Origin of the sequence: Photobacterium sp. DA100 (assembly GCF_029223585.1) — a bacterium.
GTDB lineage: Bacteria > Pseudomonadota > Gammaproteobacteria > Enterobacterales > Vibrionaceae > Photobacterium.
Genome location: NZ_CP119423.1, coordinates 995,910 through 1,013,997 on the forward strand (window position 1 = coordinate 995,910; position 18,088 = coordinate 1,013,997).

The window sequence follows — 18,088 nt, forward strand, 5'->3', positions numbered from 1 at the left end:
TAGGTGTATATTGCTTTAAACGTTGGATTCTATCTTACCCGACATAGGCGTCAATATTAACTGTTGCCGACGGCTAAATAGGTGAAATCTTGACCTTTTGCTTAACTATAGAAGATGACGGGATGCTTGGCACCATGAACGATTACCACTGAAGGGCCAAGGTTGCGGCAAGGACATGGGCGATATTGGGCCAGAATCGTCCCGATGGCGTGATTTTCCTTGCTATGGGCGGCCAATAAAGGTGTAATTACCTTCTTGAATTGTAACCCCACCAAATGAGTATTGAAGAGACATGTTGAAGATCTATAACTCACTGACTAGACAAAAAGAGGAATTTAAACCCATTCAGCCAGGTAAAGTTGGCATGTATGTCTGTGGGGTTACCATCTACGATCTCTGTCACATCGGTCACGGCCGTACGTTTGTGTCATTCGATGTGGTTTCTCGCTACCTGCGTTACTCGGGGTACGATCTGACTTTTGTTCGTAACATCACTGACATCGATGACAAGATCATCAAGCGTGCAGCGGAAAACGGCGAGAGCTGTGATTCTCTGACCGAGCGCCTGATCGGCGAAATGCACGCTGATTTCGATGCGCTTGGCATGAAGCGACCGGATATCGAGCCTCGCGCAACCGAATTTATCGCTGAGATTATCGCGATGTGTGAGCGCCTGATCGAGCGTGGCTTTGCCTACGTGGCGGACAATGGCGATGTGATGTTCGAAGTGAGCAAGTTCGACGAGTACGGCAAGCTGTCAAAGCAAGATCTTGATCAACTACAGGCCGGTGCCCGTGTTGATATCGAAACAGCCAAGCGTAGCCCGCTTGATTTCGTGCTATGGAAGATGTCTAAGCCGGGTGAGCCAACTTGGGAATCACCATGGGGCGCAGGCCGTCCGGGCTGGCACATTGAATGTTCGGCAATGAACTCGGCTATCCTGGGTGATCATTTCGATATCCACGGCGGTGGTTCTGATCTGCAGTTCCCGCACCACGAAAATGAAATCGCTCAGTCTTGCTGTGCAACGGGTTCTCAGTACGTGAATACCTGGATGCACAGCGGGATGGTAATGGTTGACCGTGAGAAGATGTCCAAATCGCTGGGTAACTTCTTCACTATCCGTGATGTACTGGGTTACTTCGATGCCGAAACCGTGCGTTACTTCTTGATGTCTGGCCACTACCGTAGCCAGCTGAATTACAGCGAAGATAACCTCAAGCAGGCTCGTTCAGCGCTTGAGCGCCTGTACACGTCACTGCGTGGCCTTGATACTTCGGTTGCTGCTGCCGGTGGTGATGAGTTTGTTGCCCGCTTCAGAGAAGCGATGGACGATGACTTCAATACGCCAGAAGCTTACTCTGTACTGTTTGACATGGCGCGCGAAATCAATCGCCTGAAAGCGGAAGATATCAATGCGGCTTCTGCATTGGGTGCGCGCATGCGTGAGTTGGCTGACGTACTTGGTCTATTGGCGCAAGAGCCGGAAGCCTTCCTACAAGGTGGTGCTGGTGAAGATGAAGACGTCGCTGAAATCGAAGCACTTATCCAGCAGCGCCTGGATGCCCGAGCCGCGAAAGACTGGGCTGCAGCTGATGAAGCTCGCGACAAGCTGACCGCGATGGGTATTATCCTGGAAGACGGCCCTCAAGGTACGACTTGGCGCCGTAAGTAAAGGATAACCTTCTTTGAATTAAATGAGCCGGGGTGAAAACTCCGGCTTTTTTTATGTCTAATAATCAAAAGTTACACTAAGATCACCATTCGAAACTATGATGTTCAACTTCGAGCGTTATTGATCACATATAACGAAAGTCATGCTGCTGAAACAATTGCGGGGCATTATTATGCTTGTACCTTGGTGTGTTGCATAACTTGGTGTTTCATACTCAAGGAACAGACAATAATAACGCGTTGACTAGGACATAATAATGAAAACAGTTTGCCTTGCTGCCGTGATTGGCAGTGCCCTAATTGCTTCCCCGAGCTTCGCTCAAACGAGCACTGCCCAAACCAACGCCGCTAAGGTGGTGGTGGCCCACCGCGGTGCATCCGGTTACCTGCCCGAGCATACCCTTGCCGCTAAAGCGCTGGCTTATGCCATGAAGCCTGATTACATTGAGCAAGATGTGGTCATGACCAAAGATGACCGGCTGGTGGTCTTGCATGACCACTACCTTGACCGTGTTACCAATGTAGCCGAGGTCTTTCCAGACCGTGCGCGTGACGATGGTCGTTATTATGCGATTGATTTTACCCTTGCCGAAATCAAGCAACTCAGTGTAACTGAAGGTTTCAAGATCAAAGAGGGCAAACAGGTTCAAGGGTTCCCGGGGCGTTTTCCAATGTGGCAGTCTGACTTCAAGGTGCCGACTTTCGAAGAAGAGATCGAGATGATCCAAGGGCTGAACAAGACCCTCGGCTACGATATTGGTATTTATCCTGAAATCAAAGCACCTTGGTTCCACCGCCATGAAGGCAAGGATATCAGTGCGGCCGTGCTTAAGGCGCTCAAGCAATACGGCTATACCAGTAAAGACAGCAAGGTATACCTGCAAACATTCGACTACAACGAGCTCAAGCGTATTCACGATGAGTTGATGCCAGCGATGGGAATGGAGGTCAAACTGGTTCAGTTGATGGCTTATACCGACTGGAATGAAACCATGGTGTATGGTGAGGACGGCAGTGCGAAACCTTACAGCTATGATTGGATGTTCCAACCAGGAGGCATGGCCGCGGTGGCAAAATACGCCGATGGCATCGGTCCTTGGAAGCCGATGGTGGTGTCTGATGAATCAGTAAAAGGTAACATCAGGCTGACGGGGCTGGTCAAGGCTGCCCATGAAGCCGGGATGCAGGTTCACCCGTACACCTTCCGTTCCGACGAAGGACGCATTCCAGCCTATGCCAATGACTTCAATGACATGCTGGACATCTTTTACCGAACAGCCAATGTTGACGGCGTATTTACTGATTTTCCAGATAAGGCGGTGGACTATTTAAATCGCCAACAGTAATGTGCGATAAATCCACACAATTAAAAAACGGCACCCTGTTGTAAGGGTGCCGTTTTTGTTGTTAGAGCCTGAATATGGACGGCGTCAGCAGGCAAATCAAAGGTGTTCGGGAAGCTCGGTCCCGCATTTTTTGCAGAAATTAGCATCACTCTCATGGCCGCTGGCCGAGCAGTTAGTGCAGCGGATCAAATGTCGCTGGGTCTGCATCTCCTGGCTGAGCTCGGCGGTAATGATCCCGGTCGGTACTGCCAAGATCGAGTAGCCCAGTAGCATGGTAAAAGAAGCAATGGCTTTGCCGATATCTGTCTGCGGCACAATATCGCCATAACCCACTGTCGTAATCGTGACGATGGCCCAGTAGATGCTGGTGGGAATACTGGTAAAGCCGTTGTCGGGCCCTTCGACGATGTAGAGTAATGAACCCAGGACAGTAACCAAGATGGCCACGGTGCTGAAGAACACCAAGATCTTGCGCTGTGCCATCAGGAGGGCTCGCAACAGGATATTGGAGTCTTTGAGGAAGCGGGCAAGCTTGAGGACCCTGAAAATTCGCATGACACGGATCAGGCGTATGATAAGCAGGTAGTTCGAGCCCGGAAATAGAAACGCGAGATAGCTGGGCAGAACGGCAATGAGGTCGATGACACCATAAAAGCTGCGGGCATACGCCCATGGCTTGGGGGAGCAATACAGGCGCAATGCATATTCGATGGTAAACAGCAGGGTGAATGTCCATTCAAGCGTGGTTAGCGCTTCACTGTATTTGAAATCGACAGAGCGGATGGTAGACAGGATCAAAACGACTTCAGAGCAAAGGATCGCGACAATTAGCGCGATATCGAAATTCCGGCCAGCTTTGGTTTGGGTGCCGAAGATGATTTGGTAAAGGCGCTGTTTGCGGGTCAGGGTAACCAAAGCAATGAGTCCTTAGTTATTTATATAAGTATATAAATAATAAACCAAATAGTTGGGTCGTAGTAAGCAAAATAGCCCTTTGGCATGACGGTGAAGGGCTTGGTGCGAGCTTGTTGGGGAGAATGCGGACGCGAACGGACTGACGGCGTGCTATGGCCGGAGAGCTATCCGGCCACAGAGGGGACAGGGGTTAGGCTAGTCCCGGGAATAGGGCGCGTAGTCCGTTGGCAATGAACTCGATGCCGAGTGCTGCCAGGATCAAGCCCATAATACGGGTGATGACGTTGATGCCGGTCTGGCCTAGAAAACGGACGATGATCGGGGCGGCTCGGAACAAGAGCCAACAGCAAAACGCAAACGCCACGATGGTCATCGCAATGCCAACCGTGCTGCTCATCCCCGGGTAGCGGGAGCCGTACACGATAGTGGAACTGATGGCACCCGGACCAGCCATTAACGGCATTGCCAGCGGAACAACACCAATCTGCTCGCGGCTGATGGACTCGGATTTTTCCTGCTTGTTCTGTTTATCTTCACCCAACTTACCGCTCATCATCGAGAAAGCGATGGTCAAAAGGAGTAGGCCACCGGCAACACGGAACGAATCGAGGGAAATACTGAACATATCCAGCAATAACTGACCAGCAAGGAGCGACACGGTCAGGATCACGGCAACGGCGATATTGGCGGTCAGGGCCGTTTTGTTTCTTTCTTCCGGGCTCATATGGCCGGTCAGCGAGACAAAGATCGGCATGATTCCGATTGGGTTGACGGCAGCGATCAGACCGACAAAAAACTGCAGAAAAATGGCTAATTCAAGTGGTTGCATATTGGGTTTAGTACTAATTATGGGAGTTTAGAGCCCAACAGGAAGCCAGTGTCGCCAAAGATTAGAAAAGTTGCACGGTGAGCAAGCGCGGGTGAGTAAGCAAGGCTTGTTCTTCCAATGATCCGACCTTTGATAAAAACAGTACACACCTGTTGATCTGCGATACTTTAAGCCAAACGTTTGCATTTAACCAATTAAAAATAGTTATATCTACCCCTATATAAAGTTATTTATGAAAATGTTGTTGCGGTGGTGTAAAAGGCGTTGGTTTGGGTTACTCTTTGTTGAGTAGATCGCGTGCTACATTAATGAAACAAAACTGATTCAAGCACTACAGAAAACTGTGAGCTAACTCTCGTTATGATGCAGATATGACAAATTGTGTAGCTTTATTACGTAATAATATGGCTAGATATCAGCGGGATTTGGCTCCGCTTTGTTGTTCATCAAGCGCATTGGTCACATATTAATCATCTAGGTTATTGGTTTTGGGTGATATGCGTCAAAAAATAACAAAGTGTAACTCTAAATGGTTACAAGTGATCTAAATCAATTTTTTTCGAGGTGTGAAAGAATATAATCAGTTTTGAAAGCAATTTACTAAGTATGTGTGTTACCAGGTTGTTTTTTGGAGCCGGATGCTCGCCAGGTAACCCGTAGGATGTGAACGCATCCTTACTAAAAAGTTTTCAATCTTAAGTTAGGAGTTAACTATGCCTGTTACTAATATGGCTGAACTAGATGCAATGGTTGCACGCGTTAAAGCGGCTCAGAAAGAGTTTGCTACTTACTCTCAGGAGCAAGTTGACAAAATCTTCCGTGCTGCATCACTAGCTGCCAACCAAGCACGTATTCCTCTAGCGCAACAAGCGGTAGAAGAGTCAGGTATGGGTATCGTTGAAGATAAGGTTATCAAAAACCACTTCGCTTCAGAATTTATCTACAACAAATACAAAGATGAGCAGACCTGTGGCATCCTAGAAGAGGATGACAACCTAGGTACTATGACTATCGCAGAGCCTGTTGGCATCATCTGTGGTATCGTACCAACCACAAACCCAACCTCTACTGCTATCTTCAAATCTCTAATCTCTCTTAAAACCCGTAACGGTATCATCTTCTCGCCACACCCACGTGCGAAGAACTCTACCAACGATGCAGCTAAATTGGTTCTAGAAGCGGCTATCGCTGCTGGTGCACCAAAAGACATCATCGGTTGGATCGACCAGCCTTCTGTAGAGCTTTCTAACGCACTGATGAAGCATGATGACATTGCACTTATCCTTGCAACTGGTGGTCCAGGCATGGTTAAAGCTGCTTACTCTTCTGGTAAGCCTGCAATCGGTGTTGGTGCGGGTAACGTTCCAGTTGTTATCGATGAAACTGCAGACGTTAAACGTGCTGTTGCTTCTATCCTGATGTCTAAGACTTTCGATAACGGTGTAGTATGTGCGTCTGAGCAGGCTGCAATCGTTGTTGACGAAGTTTACGATGAAGTGAAAGAGCGTTTCGCTACTCACAAAGCTTACGTTCTAACTAAAGCAGAAGCTGAAAAAGTACGTAAAGTTCTGCTTATCGATGGCGCACTGAACGCGAAAATCGTTGGTCAGCCAGCTGCAGCAATCGCTGAAATGGCAGGCGTTAAAGTTCCAGCTGACACCAAGGTTCTTGTTGGTGAAGGCCTGGGCAAAGTGTCTTACGACGATGCATTCGCTCACGAAAAACTATCTCCAACTCTAGGTCTATTCCGCGCTGACAACTTCGAAGACGCTGTTGAGCAGGCTGTGACTATGGTTGAAATCGGTGGTATCGGCCACACATCTGGTCTTTACACTAACCAAGACGTGAATGCAGACCGCATCCGCTACTTCGGTGACAAGCTGAAGACTGCACGTATTCTTGTAAACATCCCAACTACTCACGGTGGTATCGGTGACCTGTACAACTTCAACGTTGCACCGTCTCTAACACTGGGTTGTGGTTCATGGGGTGGTAACTCTATCTCTGAGAACGTAGGTCCTAAGCACCTTATCAACAAGAAAACTGTAGCTAAGCGAGCTGAAAACATGTTGTGGCACAAACTACCTAAGTCAATCTACTTCCGTCGTGGTAGCCTGCCAATCGCGCTTGGCGACCTAGAAGGCAAGAAACGTGCATTCCTAGTTACTGACCGTTTCCTATTCAACAACGGTTACGCTGATGACGTAGTTCAGCTACTTAAAGCTCAGGGCATGGAAGTACAGACTTTCTTCGACGTAGAAGCGGATCCTACGCTGACTGTTGTTAAGAAAGGTGCTGAAGCGATGCAGAGCTTCCAGCCAGACGTGATTTTAGCTCTAGGTGGTGGTTCACCAATGGATGCTGCGAAAATCATGTGGGTTATGTACGAGCACCCAGAAACTCACTTCGAAGAACTAGCAATGCGCTTCATGGACATCCGTAAGCGTATCTACAAGTTCCCTAAAATGGGTAAGAAAGCTGAGTTGGTATGTATCACTACAACTTCTGGTACCGGTTCTGAAGTAACTCCATTTGCGGTTGTTACTGACGACCAGACTGGTGCCAAGTACCCACTTGCTGACTACGAGCTAACGCCTCAGATGGCTATCGTTGATGCCAACCTAGTGATGAACATGCCTAAGTCGCTAACTGCTTTCGGTGGTTACGATGCGGTAACTCACGCACTAGAAGCTTACGTGTCTGTTCTTGCGAACGAATACTCTGACGGCCAGGCTCTACAGGCACTTAAGATGCTTAAAGAGTACCTACCTTCAAGCTACGCGAACGGTGCTAACGACCCAATCGCACGTGAGAAAGTACACAACGCAGCAACTATCGCTGGTATCGCGTTTGCGAACGCCTTCCTAGGTGTTTGTCACTCAATGGCGCACAAGATTGGTGCTGAGTTCCACCTACCACACGGTCTGGCGAACGCATTACTGATCTCTAACGTTGTACGTTACAACGCGAACGACAACCCAACTAAGCAGACTGCATTCTCTCAGTACGACCGTCCACAGGCACGCCGTCGTTACGCAGAAGTTGCTGACCACCTAGGCCTATCTCAGGAAGGTGATCGCACTGCACAGAAGATCGAGCGTCTACTAGCATGGCTGGACGAGCTGAAAGTTAACCTAGAAATCCCAATGTCTATCCAGGCTGCGGGCGTAGCTGAGTCTGACTTCCTAGCGAAAATCGACGAGCTAGCGGTTGAAGCGTTCGATGACCAGTGTACCGGTGCAAACCCACGTTACCCTCTAATCGCTGAGCTGAAAGAAGTACTACTTGCTTCTTACTACGGTAAAGCATTCGTTGAAGGTGACACTTTCGAAGGCACAACGGTTATCAAGAAAAAAGCTGACCAGGAAGCTGCGAAAGAAGCACCAAAAGCTAAAAAAGAGAAAGCAGAAGCTTAATCATTGTTTAGCTAGCGCACTTTAGACTACCTATTTAGCCCGCCATTTTGGCGGGCTTTTTTCGTTTAAGGACTGTCAATTTACCGGGGCAAGAAGGGGGCTTTAGCTCACTTCGGCTTCAATCATCCTGCCGTTGAAGTAGTCGTTGGCGACGATATATTCTGCGCTGCGGGCTATCTCGTATTGAAGTGGCGAGCTGAGCTTATGGTGGTGGTTATTGCAAGGGCAGTCGATGGTCAGCGGCACCACGCCGCCAACACGAATGTTGAATTCTGCCAGTTCTTTGGCCCAACTTTGCGTTAAGCCCGAAACAATGGCTTTCGAACCTGAGTGGATGTAGTTATGCTGGCAATCTTCATTGGCCGCCAGGTTGATGATGACCCCGGGGCAGTTGTGATCCCGCATGTAATGGGCGGTTTGCTTGCCAAAAGTGAAGAACGGGGTGGCTTTTTCGCTCATCGAACGGCTGAATTGATCGACTGAAGACGGGCTGAGCAGAGAAGGCAATTCAGACCCCACCCAGCAGTTAACCAAGACTTCGATCCTGCCAAAATGCTGGTGGACGTTATTAATCAGCGTGGCTATCGTCCGCTCGCTCAGGTCAGGGATAAGGTATGACTGGCACGAGGCCCCAACAGCCTGGCAAGCCTGTAGGGTTTGCCCAAGGGCGTGTTGGCGCTCATCGACCAATGCCAGTTTTGCCCCCAGCGAAGCAAAATGGAGCGATAGCGCTTTACCCAAGGGGCTGCCTGCCGCTGTGATGAGTATGACTGAATGTGCAATATTCATAGTTCTTCCTATATGACACTGTCAAAAGCCAACTTGCGAGTCATGGATTCAGGTTACGGAGCAATGGAGCGCTTGTCTGTGAATAATCCCCCAAACTTACGACCCGGCCATAAAATGTTAGTGAAGTGTGATCATAGTGCAGCGAAAAAGTGATGATGCTATGAGGGCGGTCACGAAATTAATGCAGTAATGATAATGCAGTCAATGCATTAATCGTGCAATGGCCGTTCGCAAGCTCGTTGGCCCCCTCTTTTGTTGCCAGAAATTGAGCCGGTTTAGACACCGTACATTTCGGCAAACCGCTTTGCTTGTACCAGTGAAAGGTACAGATCCTGCGGAGAGGCTTTGATCGTAGCGTCTTCGGTTGGCGGCAGCAGGCGGCGTTCATGGCCTGAAAGGTTGTGGTACACCTCTTCCGGCATGCCTTTGGTTCCTTGCGGCGGGTAGGAGAGTGGGGTGGGTTTGAGGCTATCGAGCAGGCGCGCGTCAGCCAAGCCACTCTGGTGGAAAGCCTTGGCTTGCAGGGCCGCATTCTGGTAGCTGCTCTCTGTGGTCGACAACGGCTGGGGTTCAGGTAACTCAAAGTAAGCTCGCAGCTCACTTTCTGTTTTTCCCGGTGCTGGCAATGCGTCAACCGGGGTTGTCTCGAGCTGCTCGGGGGAGAGTAGGGCCAGCATCAGGGCAAAATCAGCACGACGCCCGCCCTCAACCGCATGGCTGAGTTGGCTGCCAAGCTGAACTTCGTTGATCAGCTGAGCTTTGTCGAGTGAATGAATTTGCATCAATTGCTGTACCGAGAAAACAAACCAGTGTTGTGCAATTTGTATCGGTACTGCCTATGATTTCTTTAATAAAAAATGAGGTACGGCAAGCAAGTGGCTACTCTTTCGCCATTTGTTCGTTATCCAATGCCAATACAGCCTTTTCCATTCTGCCTAGTGCATCTCGTAGCGTCTGGTGGCGGCAGGCAAAGTTGAGCCTGACAAAGCCGGGATTGCCGAAATCAGCACCGGGAGATAATCCCACTCCAGCCTGCTCGAAAAACTTAAAGGGAGAAGCCACTGGCAGCTTCGTCGCATCAATCCACGCTAGATAAGTGCCCTCGATAGGGGGGAGGGTCAGGAAGGGCATTGCATTGATAGCTTGCTCAACGGTTTCTTTATTTCGTCTGAGGTAGGCTAGCTGCCTGTCGAGCCAAGGCTGCCCCTGTTCATAGGCTGCCTTGGCTGCGGTGTAGGCTAGTACATTGACGTCAGGCACAATACCGGCCTTTGCACGGAGAAAATCTTTTCGTAAGGCAGGGTTGGGAATAATGGCCATTGAGGCACCAAGGCCTGCAATGTTGAATGTTTTGCTTGGCGCGATCAGGGTGATAGAACGCTGTGCTGAATCCTCACTGAGGCTGGCAAAGGGGATATGCTGGCAACCAGGCTCGAGTATCAAGTCACAGTGAATTTCATCGGAACAAACGATCAAATCTTGCTGCCTGGCAAAGTCAGCGACGGCTGTCAGCTCGTCTCTGCGGTACACCGTGCCACCTGGGTTGAGCGGATTGCAAAACAGCAATAACCGCGTATCAGGTAGCAAGGCACTGTCATCAAGGGACATTAACCAGCGTTTATCCTCGAGCACTACCGGTAGTTTGCTCAGTGGCCGCTTAGCCAGTTTGGCCGATGATTTGAACGGCGGGTATATCGGGCTTGGACAAGCCACCCCTTGCTCCTCATTGCACACAGAACGGACCGCGAGGTTGATGCCGCATACTAACCCCGGCAGATAGACTATCCACTCTGGCTCAACATGCCATTGGTACAGCCGCTGCATGCGCTCGATAATCAGCTCTGTCAGCGCCGTGGGGGCACTGCCATAGCCGAAGATGCCGTGCTCAACATGGCGATGCAGGGCGTCGGTGATCGCCTGAGGGACTTTGAAGTCACTGTCGGCAACCCACATTGGCAGTACATCCTGGCCTAGGTACTTTTGCCATTTGATGCTGTTGCTGCCGGTGCGGTCGATGTGCTGATCGAACAGGGGATCATGATGTTGGGAAGTAGGGTGCATTGATAAGTCCTTTGCGCTGCAGGGAAGAAACTACCCGGAAATAATGAGATACATTATTGCCATATGGCGGCCGAATAAAAAAGCCCCAGCACAGGGCTGGGGCTTGATGTGAGAGTGAACACTATCAGCGCTAGAACTTTGATTTGACACCAAACTGTTCGGCGGCATAGGCAACACGTTCTTCTGGTGTTGGCGGCTTGGCCGGTACTCCCAAGCTTTCGATATGCCGCAGCCGAGGTAGCAGGCCGGCACCGTTAGCGGTCTGGATCGCCAAACCCGGGCGTGCATTGAGCTCCAGTACCATCGGGCCCTGGATCTTATCAAGGACCATATCGGTGCCCATATAGCCCAATCCGGTCATCTCCCACGCGCTTGAAGCCAATGTCAGCAGCTTGTGCCAGTTGGGAACGGCCAATTCACTCAGTTTACGGTCGGTGTCAGGATGGCGCTCAACCGGTTGGTCAAACTGCACGGCGCGGATAGCCTTGCCGGTGGCAATATCGATACCGACCCCTACCGCACCTTGGTGCAAGTTAGCCTTGCCGTCAGATGCCGAGGTCGAGCAGCGCATCATTGCCATCACAGGGTAGCCTTTGAAGACGATAACCCGCACATCAGGCACGCCTTCGTAACTGAAGCCGTCGAACACATTATCGAACTGGATCAGGTTCTCGATCATCGCTACATCGTTTTTACCGCCCAACGAGAACAGTCCCGCTAGGGTGTTGGTGATGTGTCGCTCTACGTCCTGCTTGTTCATCTCGGCACCGGACGGCTTTACATAAATCCCGTCCTTGTGCTTAACCACCACCAGAATGCCTTTACCGCCGGAACCTTGGGCTGGCTTGATCACAAAACCCGGCCAGTCTTTAACCATATCGTGGACGCGCTTGACGTAAACCTGGCTGTCAATGACGCCAATCAGCTCCGGCACAGTGGCCCCGGCCTGTTTGGCAATCAGCTTGGTTTTGAGCTTGTCGTCCACCAGCGGATAGAGGCTACGGTCGTTGTAGCGGCCAATGTAGCTGTGGTTGCGCTGGTTCATTCCCATGATCCCGCGTTCGCGCAGCTTGAACGGGGACGTAAACTGTGAAAACAGTGACATAGTTTAGTCCTCCGCGAGCGGCTTGAAGCGGCGCAGCTCACTCAAACGGTAACCCGTGTAGTTACCCAACATCAGGATCAGTGCCAGGATGATTAGCTGGATACCGATAAAGTTGAACGTCAGGTGGCGAATCAATGGGTTGGTCATTGCCAGGTAAACGAAGACTGCTGTCAGCAGCGAGCCACCACCCTGGACTAGTACTTCTTTCGCACCTTCTTCTTCCCACAGGATCGACATACGCTCGATGGTCCACGATAGGATGATCATCGGGAAGAAGGTAATGGTCAGGCCTTCGACCAAGCCAATCTTGAAGGCAACGACGGTAAAGATGGAGATAATCATAATTACCGTGATGATCACCGCGGAAATCCTTGCCACCAGAAGCAGATTGAGCTTGGACAGGTAGCTACGGATCACCAAACCGGTACCGACAATCAACAGGAAGCCAAGGATACCGGTGACAAGCTGGGTCTGGACAAAGGCTACCGCGATGAGGACCGGCATGAAAGTACCCGAAGTCTTAAGGCCAATGATGATACGCAGAAATACCACAATCAACGCGCCGATAGGGACCAGCATAATGGTCTTGAACATGGCTTGTTCTTCAACCGGCAAGCTATGGATTGAGAAGTTAAGCAGATCTTCGGCCTGGACCTTTTCACGGGTCGCTTGCTGTGGAGTGATGTCCTGAGCAATGATCGAGAAGCTGATGTTGGAGTTGCGGCCACCAATAACGTCCAGTAACGAGTGGCCTTGCTGGTTCCAAAGTAGGATGTTGTCCGGTTTGCCTTCTTGGCCAGTTTGCAGGTCAAATAGCTGCCAAGTCTTGCCGTCCCATACTTCGGCCATCGGGGTGATGCTTTGGCGGCGTCGGCCATCTTCTAGCTGCAGGCCGCCGACAATGCGGGCATGGACTTTTTCCAGAGAAAGCAGGTTAATGATTGCCTGCTCGCGGCTTAGGCTGTTGAGCAACAAGGCCGCATTCTGGTTGTTGCGGTCATTGAATTGTTTAATCAGCTCACGGGTAAGGGTAACGTTATCGGAGGATAAGCTGCGAGCTTGGTCGAGCAGGGCCGTAGCAGCTGTCTGCTGCGGGTTATCAAGGCTGACAGCGACCGTGTTGCCTTTGGGTGGCACCATGCTGTAGCTGGCTTGATCGTCGACCAGCATTTGGGTTTTGTAATAAAGGATCTGCTTACCCGTTGCCTCTCGGATAGACCATTCGGCCCGGCGGCCTTTGTTGGTATCAATGAGAGCGACACCATAGCCCGGCGATGAGGTGCTTTCATCAATTTGGGTAAACCCCTGCTGGGTTTCCGGCGCGGCCATGGAGACTTTGACCGGATCACCAATGGCATCAAATTCAATGCGAGCCTCGAGTTCCCATAGCGCGCGTTCTTCACCCGGAGTCCATGGCACCCCATAGACATCGTGGCGGTACATGCTCAATGCCGCCCCTGCGATGACTAGCAGGGTAATAAGAAAATAAAACGGGATTCTTGATGTCATGACATCCTCAAAATTTGTTATTAGTTTTGTTGTACTTGCTGCTCATTCATTCCCTGAACAAACTTTTTACCTACATCAACAAGTGCTATGTCTTTGAAAAACTCACGTCCTAATAATACTGGATAGGTCATCTGAGTGCGATCTGCCAACGTAAATTGTGCTTTTTCATGAAGCTGGCCGAGTTTTACCCATGCTTCAATGACAGGGCGGCGGTTAAGGTCACTTGCACTGGCCTGGCGGATCTTCACCCAGCGAACCACAGGGGCTTCGACCATGTCCGCCTCGCTTGGATTTTCGTCCGAGGTGTGGTTCATATTGAAGCGGGCCCACTCTTTGCCATCTCGCTCGAAAATCTGGATATTGGTGGCGCTGACTGACGAGGTTGTCGCCCCCGTATCGACTCGTGCCTTATAGAAACTCTGGGTAGCATCCAGCCATACCCACTCTTCTTCGCCAAGAATCACTTTGCCGTGGGCAATACGCGGGTCGTTGTCCCGGATCTCGGGAACAGGGACCGCTTTTTCTTCCTCTTCGTTGAAGGCAAGCAGAGCGGTATCACTGTAGCGCTGGCTCATGTCGTCGGACAGGGTAGAGATTTTGGTTTCCAAGTTAGCAATATAGGCGTTTTGGTCATCTATTTGTTTGATCATGGTTGCAAGCTGAAAATTGACACGATCTTCCATGACGTTAATAGCCTGCATGGTTTGTTCATGATCTTGTTGTGGCTGGGTGAGGCTACAGCCTGAAAGGACAGCAAAGGTCAGTAATGGTACAAAGCGGCGAAGCATTATGTCTCCCGGAGGTACTTCTATTTTTTCTTAGGCGGCAATATTTTAACCTACAAAAAGGGATGCGAACAGCACCCCCTTGTCAGTAGTTAGTCAGGATTTCGAGCAATCAGCACTGCCCGTTTCGGTGCAGGGTATCCTTCCACCGTTTTTGATGGGTCGGATGGGTCCAGATATTCCGGTAGGGAATTATTGGTCATCCAGTCCGTCGAGCGCTGCTCGTCCGTGGTCGTCACGCACTCGTCAACGATTTTCACATCCACCAAACCGCATTTTTCCATCCACACTTTCAGTGCCTTGGCGGAAGGGAAGAAGTAGACGTTGTGCATCTGGGCGTAGCGGTGGGTCGGCACCAACACATCATTCTCGTCACCGTCAATCACCAGTGTTTCTAGGATAAGCTCGCCGTCTTTGCGTAGCTGGTTCTTGAGCTGGATGATGTGATCAAGCGGTGAGCGGCGGTGGTAAAGTACCCCCATCGAGAAGACAGTATCAAAGGCCTTCAGCTCAGGTAGCTGTTCGATGCCAAGCGGAAGCAGGTAGGCGCGCTCGTCCATGCCCATCAGGCGCTTGATCGCCTCGAACTGGATCAGGAACAGATTGGACGGGTCGATACCCACTGTCAGTTTGGCTTCTTCGCCCAGCATACGCCACATGTGGTAACCGTTACCACAGCCAACATCCAATACGGTGCGGCCTTTTAGTGGGGAGATATGCGGCAGAACTCGGTCCCATTTCCAGTCTGAACGCCACTCGGTATCGATATGGATACCATGCATATCGTAAGGGCCCTTGCGCCACGGGTGAAGTAGGCGAAGCAGGCTTTCAAGGCGCTTTTGCTCGCCTTCGGCAATGCCGTCTTCGTTGCGCACGCTGACCGCATTTTTCAGGTCAATGATGCCCGGCTTATCGGTTGGGAATTTTTTCAGGGCACGCATCCAGCGGCTCATGTCACCATGGGCCTTTTCTTCCCAATCACTCAGCTGTTTTGGCAGGGTGTTTAGCCATGGACGCAGTGTTTCATGCTGGGCTAGTAGCTGGTAAAACTCAGCAAAAGTAAACATAGACAATAAAAACCTTATTTGATGGCAAACATCGAGCCGAAGTTGAAGCATTGGAACCAGACTTCTGAGCTTGAGAAGCCAATTTTTTCGAAGCGCTGCTTATGGGTGTCAATGCTGTCGGGAAGCATGACGTTTTCAATGGCACTGCGCTTTTGGCTGATTTCCAGTTCGCTGTAGCCATTGGCACGCTTGAAGTCATGGTGCAAGTCGATGAGCAGCTCGTGGGCACGTTCATCGTCGAAGATGTATTTTTCCGATAGGATCAAAATCCCCCCCGGGCGCAGGCCGGCGTAGATTTTCTCTAGCAGCGCCTGGCGGTCATCAGGGGCCAAGAACTGCAGGGTAAAGTTGAGTACTACAACGGAGGCATCGCTGATCTCGATATCACGGATATCGGCTTCCAGCACTTGGACTGGGGTATCGGAGCGATAGGCATTGATATGCAAGCGGCAGCGTTCAACCATGGCGCTGGAGTTATCGACCGCGATGATTTCGCAACCTTCTTGCTGGATATGGCGGCGCATTGACAAGGTTGCCGCTCCCAGCGAGCAGCCCAGATCGTAAACTTTCGAATGCGGCTTGGCGAAGCGTTCAGCCAACATACCGATGGCTGAAATGATATTGCTGTAGCCCGGCACCGAGCGTTGAATCATATCCGGGAAAACTTCGGCTACGCGTTCGTCAAATGTGAAATCACCGATTTTATCTATCGGTGCCGCAAAAATATTGTCGTGACCGGCCATCTTCACGAACCTCATCTATACAAAAAAACAGAAATTCCAAATGATAAGTATGAACTTTGTCACGCAGAGGGCGCCTATCTTCATACTGAGGTGATCCATCACCGCTGAAAGGTCGCGTATTGTAGTGAAAATGAGCGCATTTGTCTTTATTGATTTTGCCTTTGCTGCTGAGCTTTTGAGATAAGCTCGCTTTAATGAGTGGCGTTATTCCTAATATTTCCCATTGCTCCCACAATGTGAGTTGTAACAAAATATTTGTTAATGAAATGTTTTGTTGTGAGCGCTTGCCGCGAACAAATGCACCTAACTGCGTATTGCTTGGCCTGTTGATGTTAAGTGAATGTTTTATCGGATAAATGAATGGGTGATTACGTTTTTTTCAATTGGCAATGGATTGGCGATACTTTTATCTTCCCCGACAATTTTTTTGGGGGAGTAGAAAATGCGTAAATTATATTATGCGGTAGGCTTGGGGCTGGCCGGCTATTTGGCTACAGTCTATGTGGTCGATAAGTTTGACCAGCAACTGGCGATTGACCGCTACCATGAAATGGCCAAACAGGATATCAATCCGCTTTCAACGGCAGCGTTCGATGTACTGAACAAAAACGGTTGTTCATACTGCCATACCAGTGATAGCGAAATGCCTTTTTACGGTCAGCTGCCTGTCGCCAAGCAACTGATGGACGCTGACGTAACCCGCGCAATGCGCCATTTCAACATCGAAGCGATGATGGGGCAGGTTCGAACCGGCGAACTTGTCTCCGAAGTTGACCTGGCAAAGCTGGAGTCGGTGATGGCAGACAACTCGATGCCGCCGGCTCTGTACCTGACCATGCACTGGCGCTCGAAATTGTCACCAGAAGAAACCGCGACACTCCAAGACTGGGTGAAGCAGGAGCGTCTGCGTCACCACCAGGGCCAGGCCAAGATCACCAAAGAATTCAAATACGAAGCGGTGCAGCCAATCCGTACCACGTTCGATGTCGATATGGAGAAAGTCGAGCTGGGTGACAAGCTTTATCATGATACCCGCCTTTCAGGCGACAATACCGTATCCTGTGCCAGCTGCCACGCTCTGGAAACCGGTGGTGTTGACCGCCTGGTGAGCTCGGTGGGTGTCGACGGCGCCATTGGCCCAATCAATGCGCCGACGGTGTTTAACTCGGTTTTCAATACTCACCAGTTCTGGGATGGTCGTGCCCATGATTTGCAGGCGCAGGCCGGTGGCCCTCCGCTCAATCCCCTGGAGATGGCATCTGAGTCTTGGGACCAGATCATCGACAAGCTGGCAATTGACGAAGAAATGAATGCCGCCTTTGCTGCGATTTATGCCGAGGGGATCACGGAGCACAGCATTACCGATGCGATTGCCGAGTTTGAGAAAACCCTGGTAACGCCGAACAGCCGCTTTGACCAGTTCCTGCGAGGCAACCATGATGCGCTGACGGCGGACGAGCAGGAAGGCTACGCGCTGTTCAAGCAATACAAATGCAGTACCTGCCACGTCGGTGAGGCCATGGGTGGGCAGAGTTTTGAAATCATGGGGCTCAAGAAAGACTACTTTGCCGATCGCGGTAATGTCACCGAAGTGGATTACGGCCGCTTCAATGCCACCGGTGAAGAGCGCGACATGCACCGCTTCAAGGTGCCGACCCTGCGTAACGTTGCCCTGACTGCACCGTATTTCCATGATGGTAGCGTGGCAACCTTGGCCGAAGCGGTCGACAAGATGGCGTACTACCAGGTGGGCGTCCGGTTGTCGGAAGCCGAGCTCGGCAAGATCACGGCGTACCTAGAGACGCTTAACGGCGAGTACAACGGCCAGATTTTGCAGTAATAGCCATAC

The 18,088-nt window shown here is 50.6% G+C and carries 14 protein-coding genes; 4 read left to right on the forward strand and 10 right to left on the reverse strand.

Translation table 11 applies throughout. From position 1 onward, the window contains the following. The first annotated feature begins 292 nt into the window (after window positions 1-292). Both cysS and glpQ read left to right on the forward strand, forming a co-directional pair. Complete coding sequence (gene cysS, locus PTW35_RS05055; protein ID WP_281026780.1) at window positions 293-1,675, forward strand: cysteine--tRNA ligase; 1,383 nt, start codon at window positions 293-295, stop codon at window positions 1,673-1,675. Window positions 1,676-1,931: 256 nt separating this feature from the next. Continuing rightward, on the forward strand, window positions 1,932-3,020 hold the full coding sequence (gene glpQ / locus PTW35_RS05060; protein WP_281026781.1) for a glycerophosphodiester phosphodiesterase: 1,089 nt from the start codon (window positions 1,932-1,934) through the stop codon (window positions 3,018-3,020). A 96-nt stretch (window positions 3,021-3,116) separates the two neighbouring features. Here glpQ and PTW35_RS05065 read toward each other — a convergent pair whose 3' ends face one another. Both PTW35_RS05065 and PTW35_RS05070 read right to left on the reverse strand, forming a co-directional pair. Next, a complete protein-coding gene (locus PTW35_RS05065) occupies window positions 3,117-3,935 on the reverse strand; it encodes an ion transporter (RefSeq protein WP_281026782.1) in 819 nt (272 codons plus the stop codon). Between the two features lie 190 nt (window positions 3,936-4,125). After that, window positions 4,126-4,764: a YchE family NAAT transporter gene (locus PTW35_RS05070; RefSeq protein ID WP_044622834.1), complete on the reverse strand. Its 639-nt coding sequence runs from the start codon at window positions 4,762-4,764 to the stop codon at window positions 4,126-4,128. Between the two features lie 713 nt (window positions 4,765-5,477). Between PTW35_RS05070 and adhE the strand changes: the two genes are divergently transcribed. Then, entirely contained in the window at window positions 5,478-8,180 is a 2,703-nt protein-coding gene (gene adhE / locus PTW35_RS05075; RefSeq protein ID WP_281026783.1) for a bifunctional acetaldehyde-CoA/alcohol dehydrogenase, read from the forward strand. A gap of 102 nt (window positions 8,181-8,282) precedes the next feature. Here the strand turns inward: adhE and PTW35_RS05080 are convergent, their stop codons facing one another. The 8 genes from PTW35_RS05080 to cmoA all read right to left on the reverse strand — a co-directional run bounded on the left by PTW35_RS05080 (window position 8,283) and on the right by cmoA (window position 16,239). Beyond that, window positions 8,283-8,969, reverse strand: coding sequence for an SDR family oxidoreductase (locus tag PTW35_RS05080; protein ID WP_044622836.1), 687 nt, complete (start codon window positions 8,967-8,969; stop codon window positions 8,283-8,285). Window positions 8,970-9,244: 275 nt separating this feature from the next. Next, the gene (locus tag PTW35_RS05085; RefSeq protein WP_281026784.1) at window positions 9,245-9,751 is read right to left on the reverse strand and encodes a VC2046/SO_2500 family protein; all 507 of its coding nucleotides are present in this window, start codon (window positions 9,749-9,751) and stop codon (window positions 9,245-9,247) included. A 97-nt stretch (window positions 9,752-9,848) separates the two neighbouring features. Beyond that, entirely contained in the window at window positions 9,849-11,030 is a 1,182-nt protein-coding gene (locus tag PTW35_RS05090) for a PatB family C-S lyase (RefSeq protein ID WP_281026785.1), read from the reverse strand. A gap of 130 nt (window positions 11,031-11,160) precedes the next feature. Beyond that, window positions 11,161-12,129, reverse strand: a complete 969-nt coding sequence (locus PTW35_RS05095; RefSeq protein WP_281027435.1) for an alpha-L-glutamate ligase-like protein — start codon at window positions 12,127-12,129, stop codon at window positions 11,161-11,163. Window positions 12,130-12,138: 9 nt separating this feature from the next. Beyond that, window positions 12,139-13,644 (reverse strand): inactive transglutaminase family protein, encoded by a 1,506-nt coding sequence (locus tag PTW35_RS05100; protein WP_281026786.1) that lies wholly within the window; start codon window positions 13,642-13,644, stop codon window positions 12,139-12,141. Window positions 13,645-13,664: 20 nt separating this feature from the next. Then, window positions 13,665-14,432 carry a RimK/LysX family protein gene (locus PTW35_RS05105; RefSeq protein ID WP_281026787.1) on the reverse strand — a complete coding sequence of 256 codons (768 nt, stop codon included), beginning with the start codon at window positions 14,430-14,432 and terminating at the stop codon, window positions 13,665-13,667. Window positions 14,433-14,521: 89 nt separating this feature from the next. Next, entirely contained in the window at window positions 14,522-15,496 is a 975-nt protein-coding gene (gene cmoB / locus PTW35_RS05110; RefSeq protein WP_281026788.1) for a tRNA 5-methoxyuridine(34)/uridine 5-oxyacetic acid(34) synthase CmoB, read from the reverse strand. 14 nt (window positions 15,497-15,510) lie between these two features. Next, window positions 15,511-16,239, reverse strand: a complete 729-nt coding sequence (cmoA, locus tag PTW35_RS05115; RefSeq protein WP_281026789.1) for a carboxy-S-adenosyl-L-methionine synthase CmoA — start codon at window positions 16,237-16,239, stop codon at window positions 15,511-15,513. Window positions 16,240-16,681: 442 nt separating this feature from the next. Between cmoA and PTW35_RS05120 the strand changes: the two genes are divergently transcribed. Then, window positions 16,682-18,079 (forward strand): cytochrome c peroxidase, encoded by a 1,398-nt coding sequence (locus PTW35_RS05120; RefSeq protein ID WP_281026790.1) that lies wholly within the window; start codon window positions 16,682-16,684, stop codon window positions 18,077-18,079. The last annotated feature ends 9 nt before the right edge of the window (window positions 18,080-18,088 follow it).

Bases quoted from the DNA above. Each gene is read 5' to 3' on its own strand.
- PTW35_RS05100 (WP_281026786.1), bottom strand. From the start codon at position 13,644: ATGACATCAAGAATCCCGTTTTATTTTCTTATTACCCTGCTAGTCATC.
- glpQ (WP_281026781.1), top strand. From the start codon at position 1,932: ATGAAAACAGTTTGCCTTGCTGCCGTGATTGGCAGTGCCCTAATTGCT.
- adhE (WP_281026783.1), top strand. From the start codon at position 5,478: ATGCCTGTTACTAATATGGCTGAACTAGATGCAATGGTTGCACGCGTT.
- cmoA (WP_281026789.1), bottom strand. From the start codon at position 16,239: ATGGCCGGTCACGACAATATTTTTGCGGCACCGATAGATAAAATCGGT.
- PTW35_RS05085 (WP_281026784.1), bottom strand. From the start codon at position 9,751: ATGCAAATTCATTCACTCGACAAAGCTCAGCTGATCAACGAAGTTCAG.
- PTW35_RS05105 (WP_281026787.1), bottom strand. From the start codon at position 14,432: ATGCTTCGCCGCTTTGTACCATTACTGACCTTTGCTGTCCTTTCAGGC.
- PTW35_RS05080 (WP_044622836.1), bottom strand. From the start codon at position 8,969: ATGAATATTGCACATTCAGTCATACTCATCACAGCGGCAGGCAGCCCC.
- cmoB (WP_281026788.1), bottom strand. From the start codon at position 15,496: ATGTTTACTTTTGCTGAGTTTTACCAGCTACTAGCCCAGCATGAAACA.
- PTW35_RS05090 (WP_281026785.1), bottom strand. From the start codon at position 11,030: ATGCACCCTACTTCCCAACATCATGATCCCCTGTTCGATCAGCACATC.
- cysS (WP_281026780.1), top strand. From the start codon at position 293: ATGTTGAAGATCTATAACTCACTGACTAGACAAAAAGAGGAATTTAAA.
- PTW35_RS05070 (WP_044622834.1), bottom strand. From the start codon at position 4,764: ATGCAACCACTTGAATTAGCCATTTTTCTGCAGTTTTTTGTCGGTCTG.
- PTW35_RS05120 (WP_281026790.1), top strand. From the start codon at position 16,682: ATGCGTAAATTATATTATGCGGTAGGCTTGGGGCTGGCCGGCTATTTG.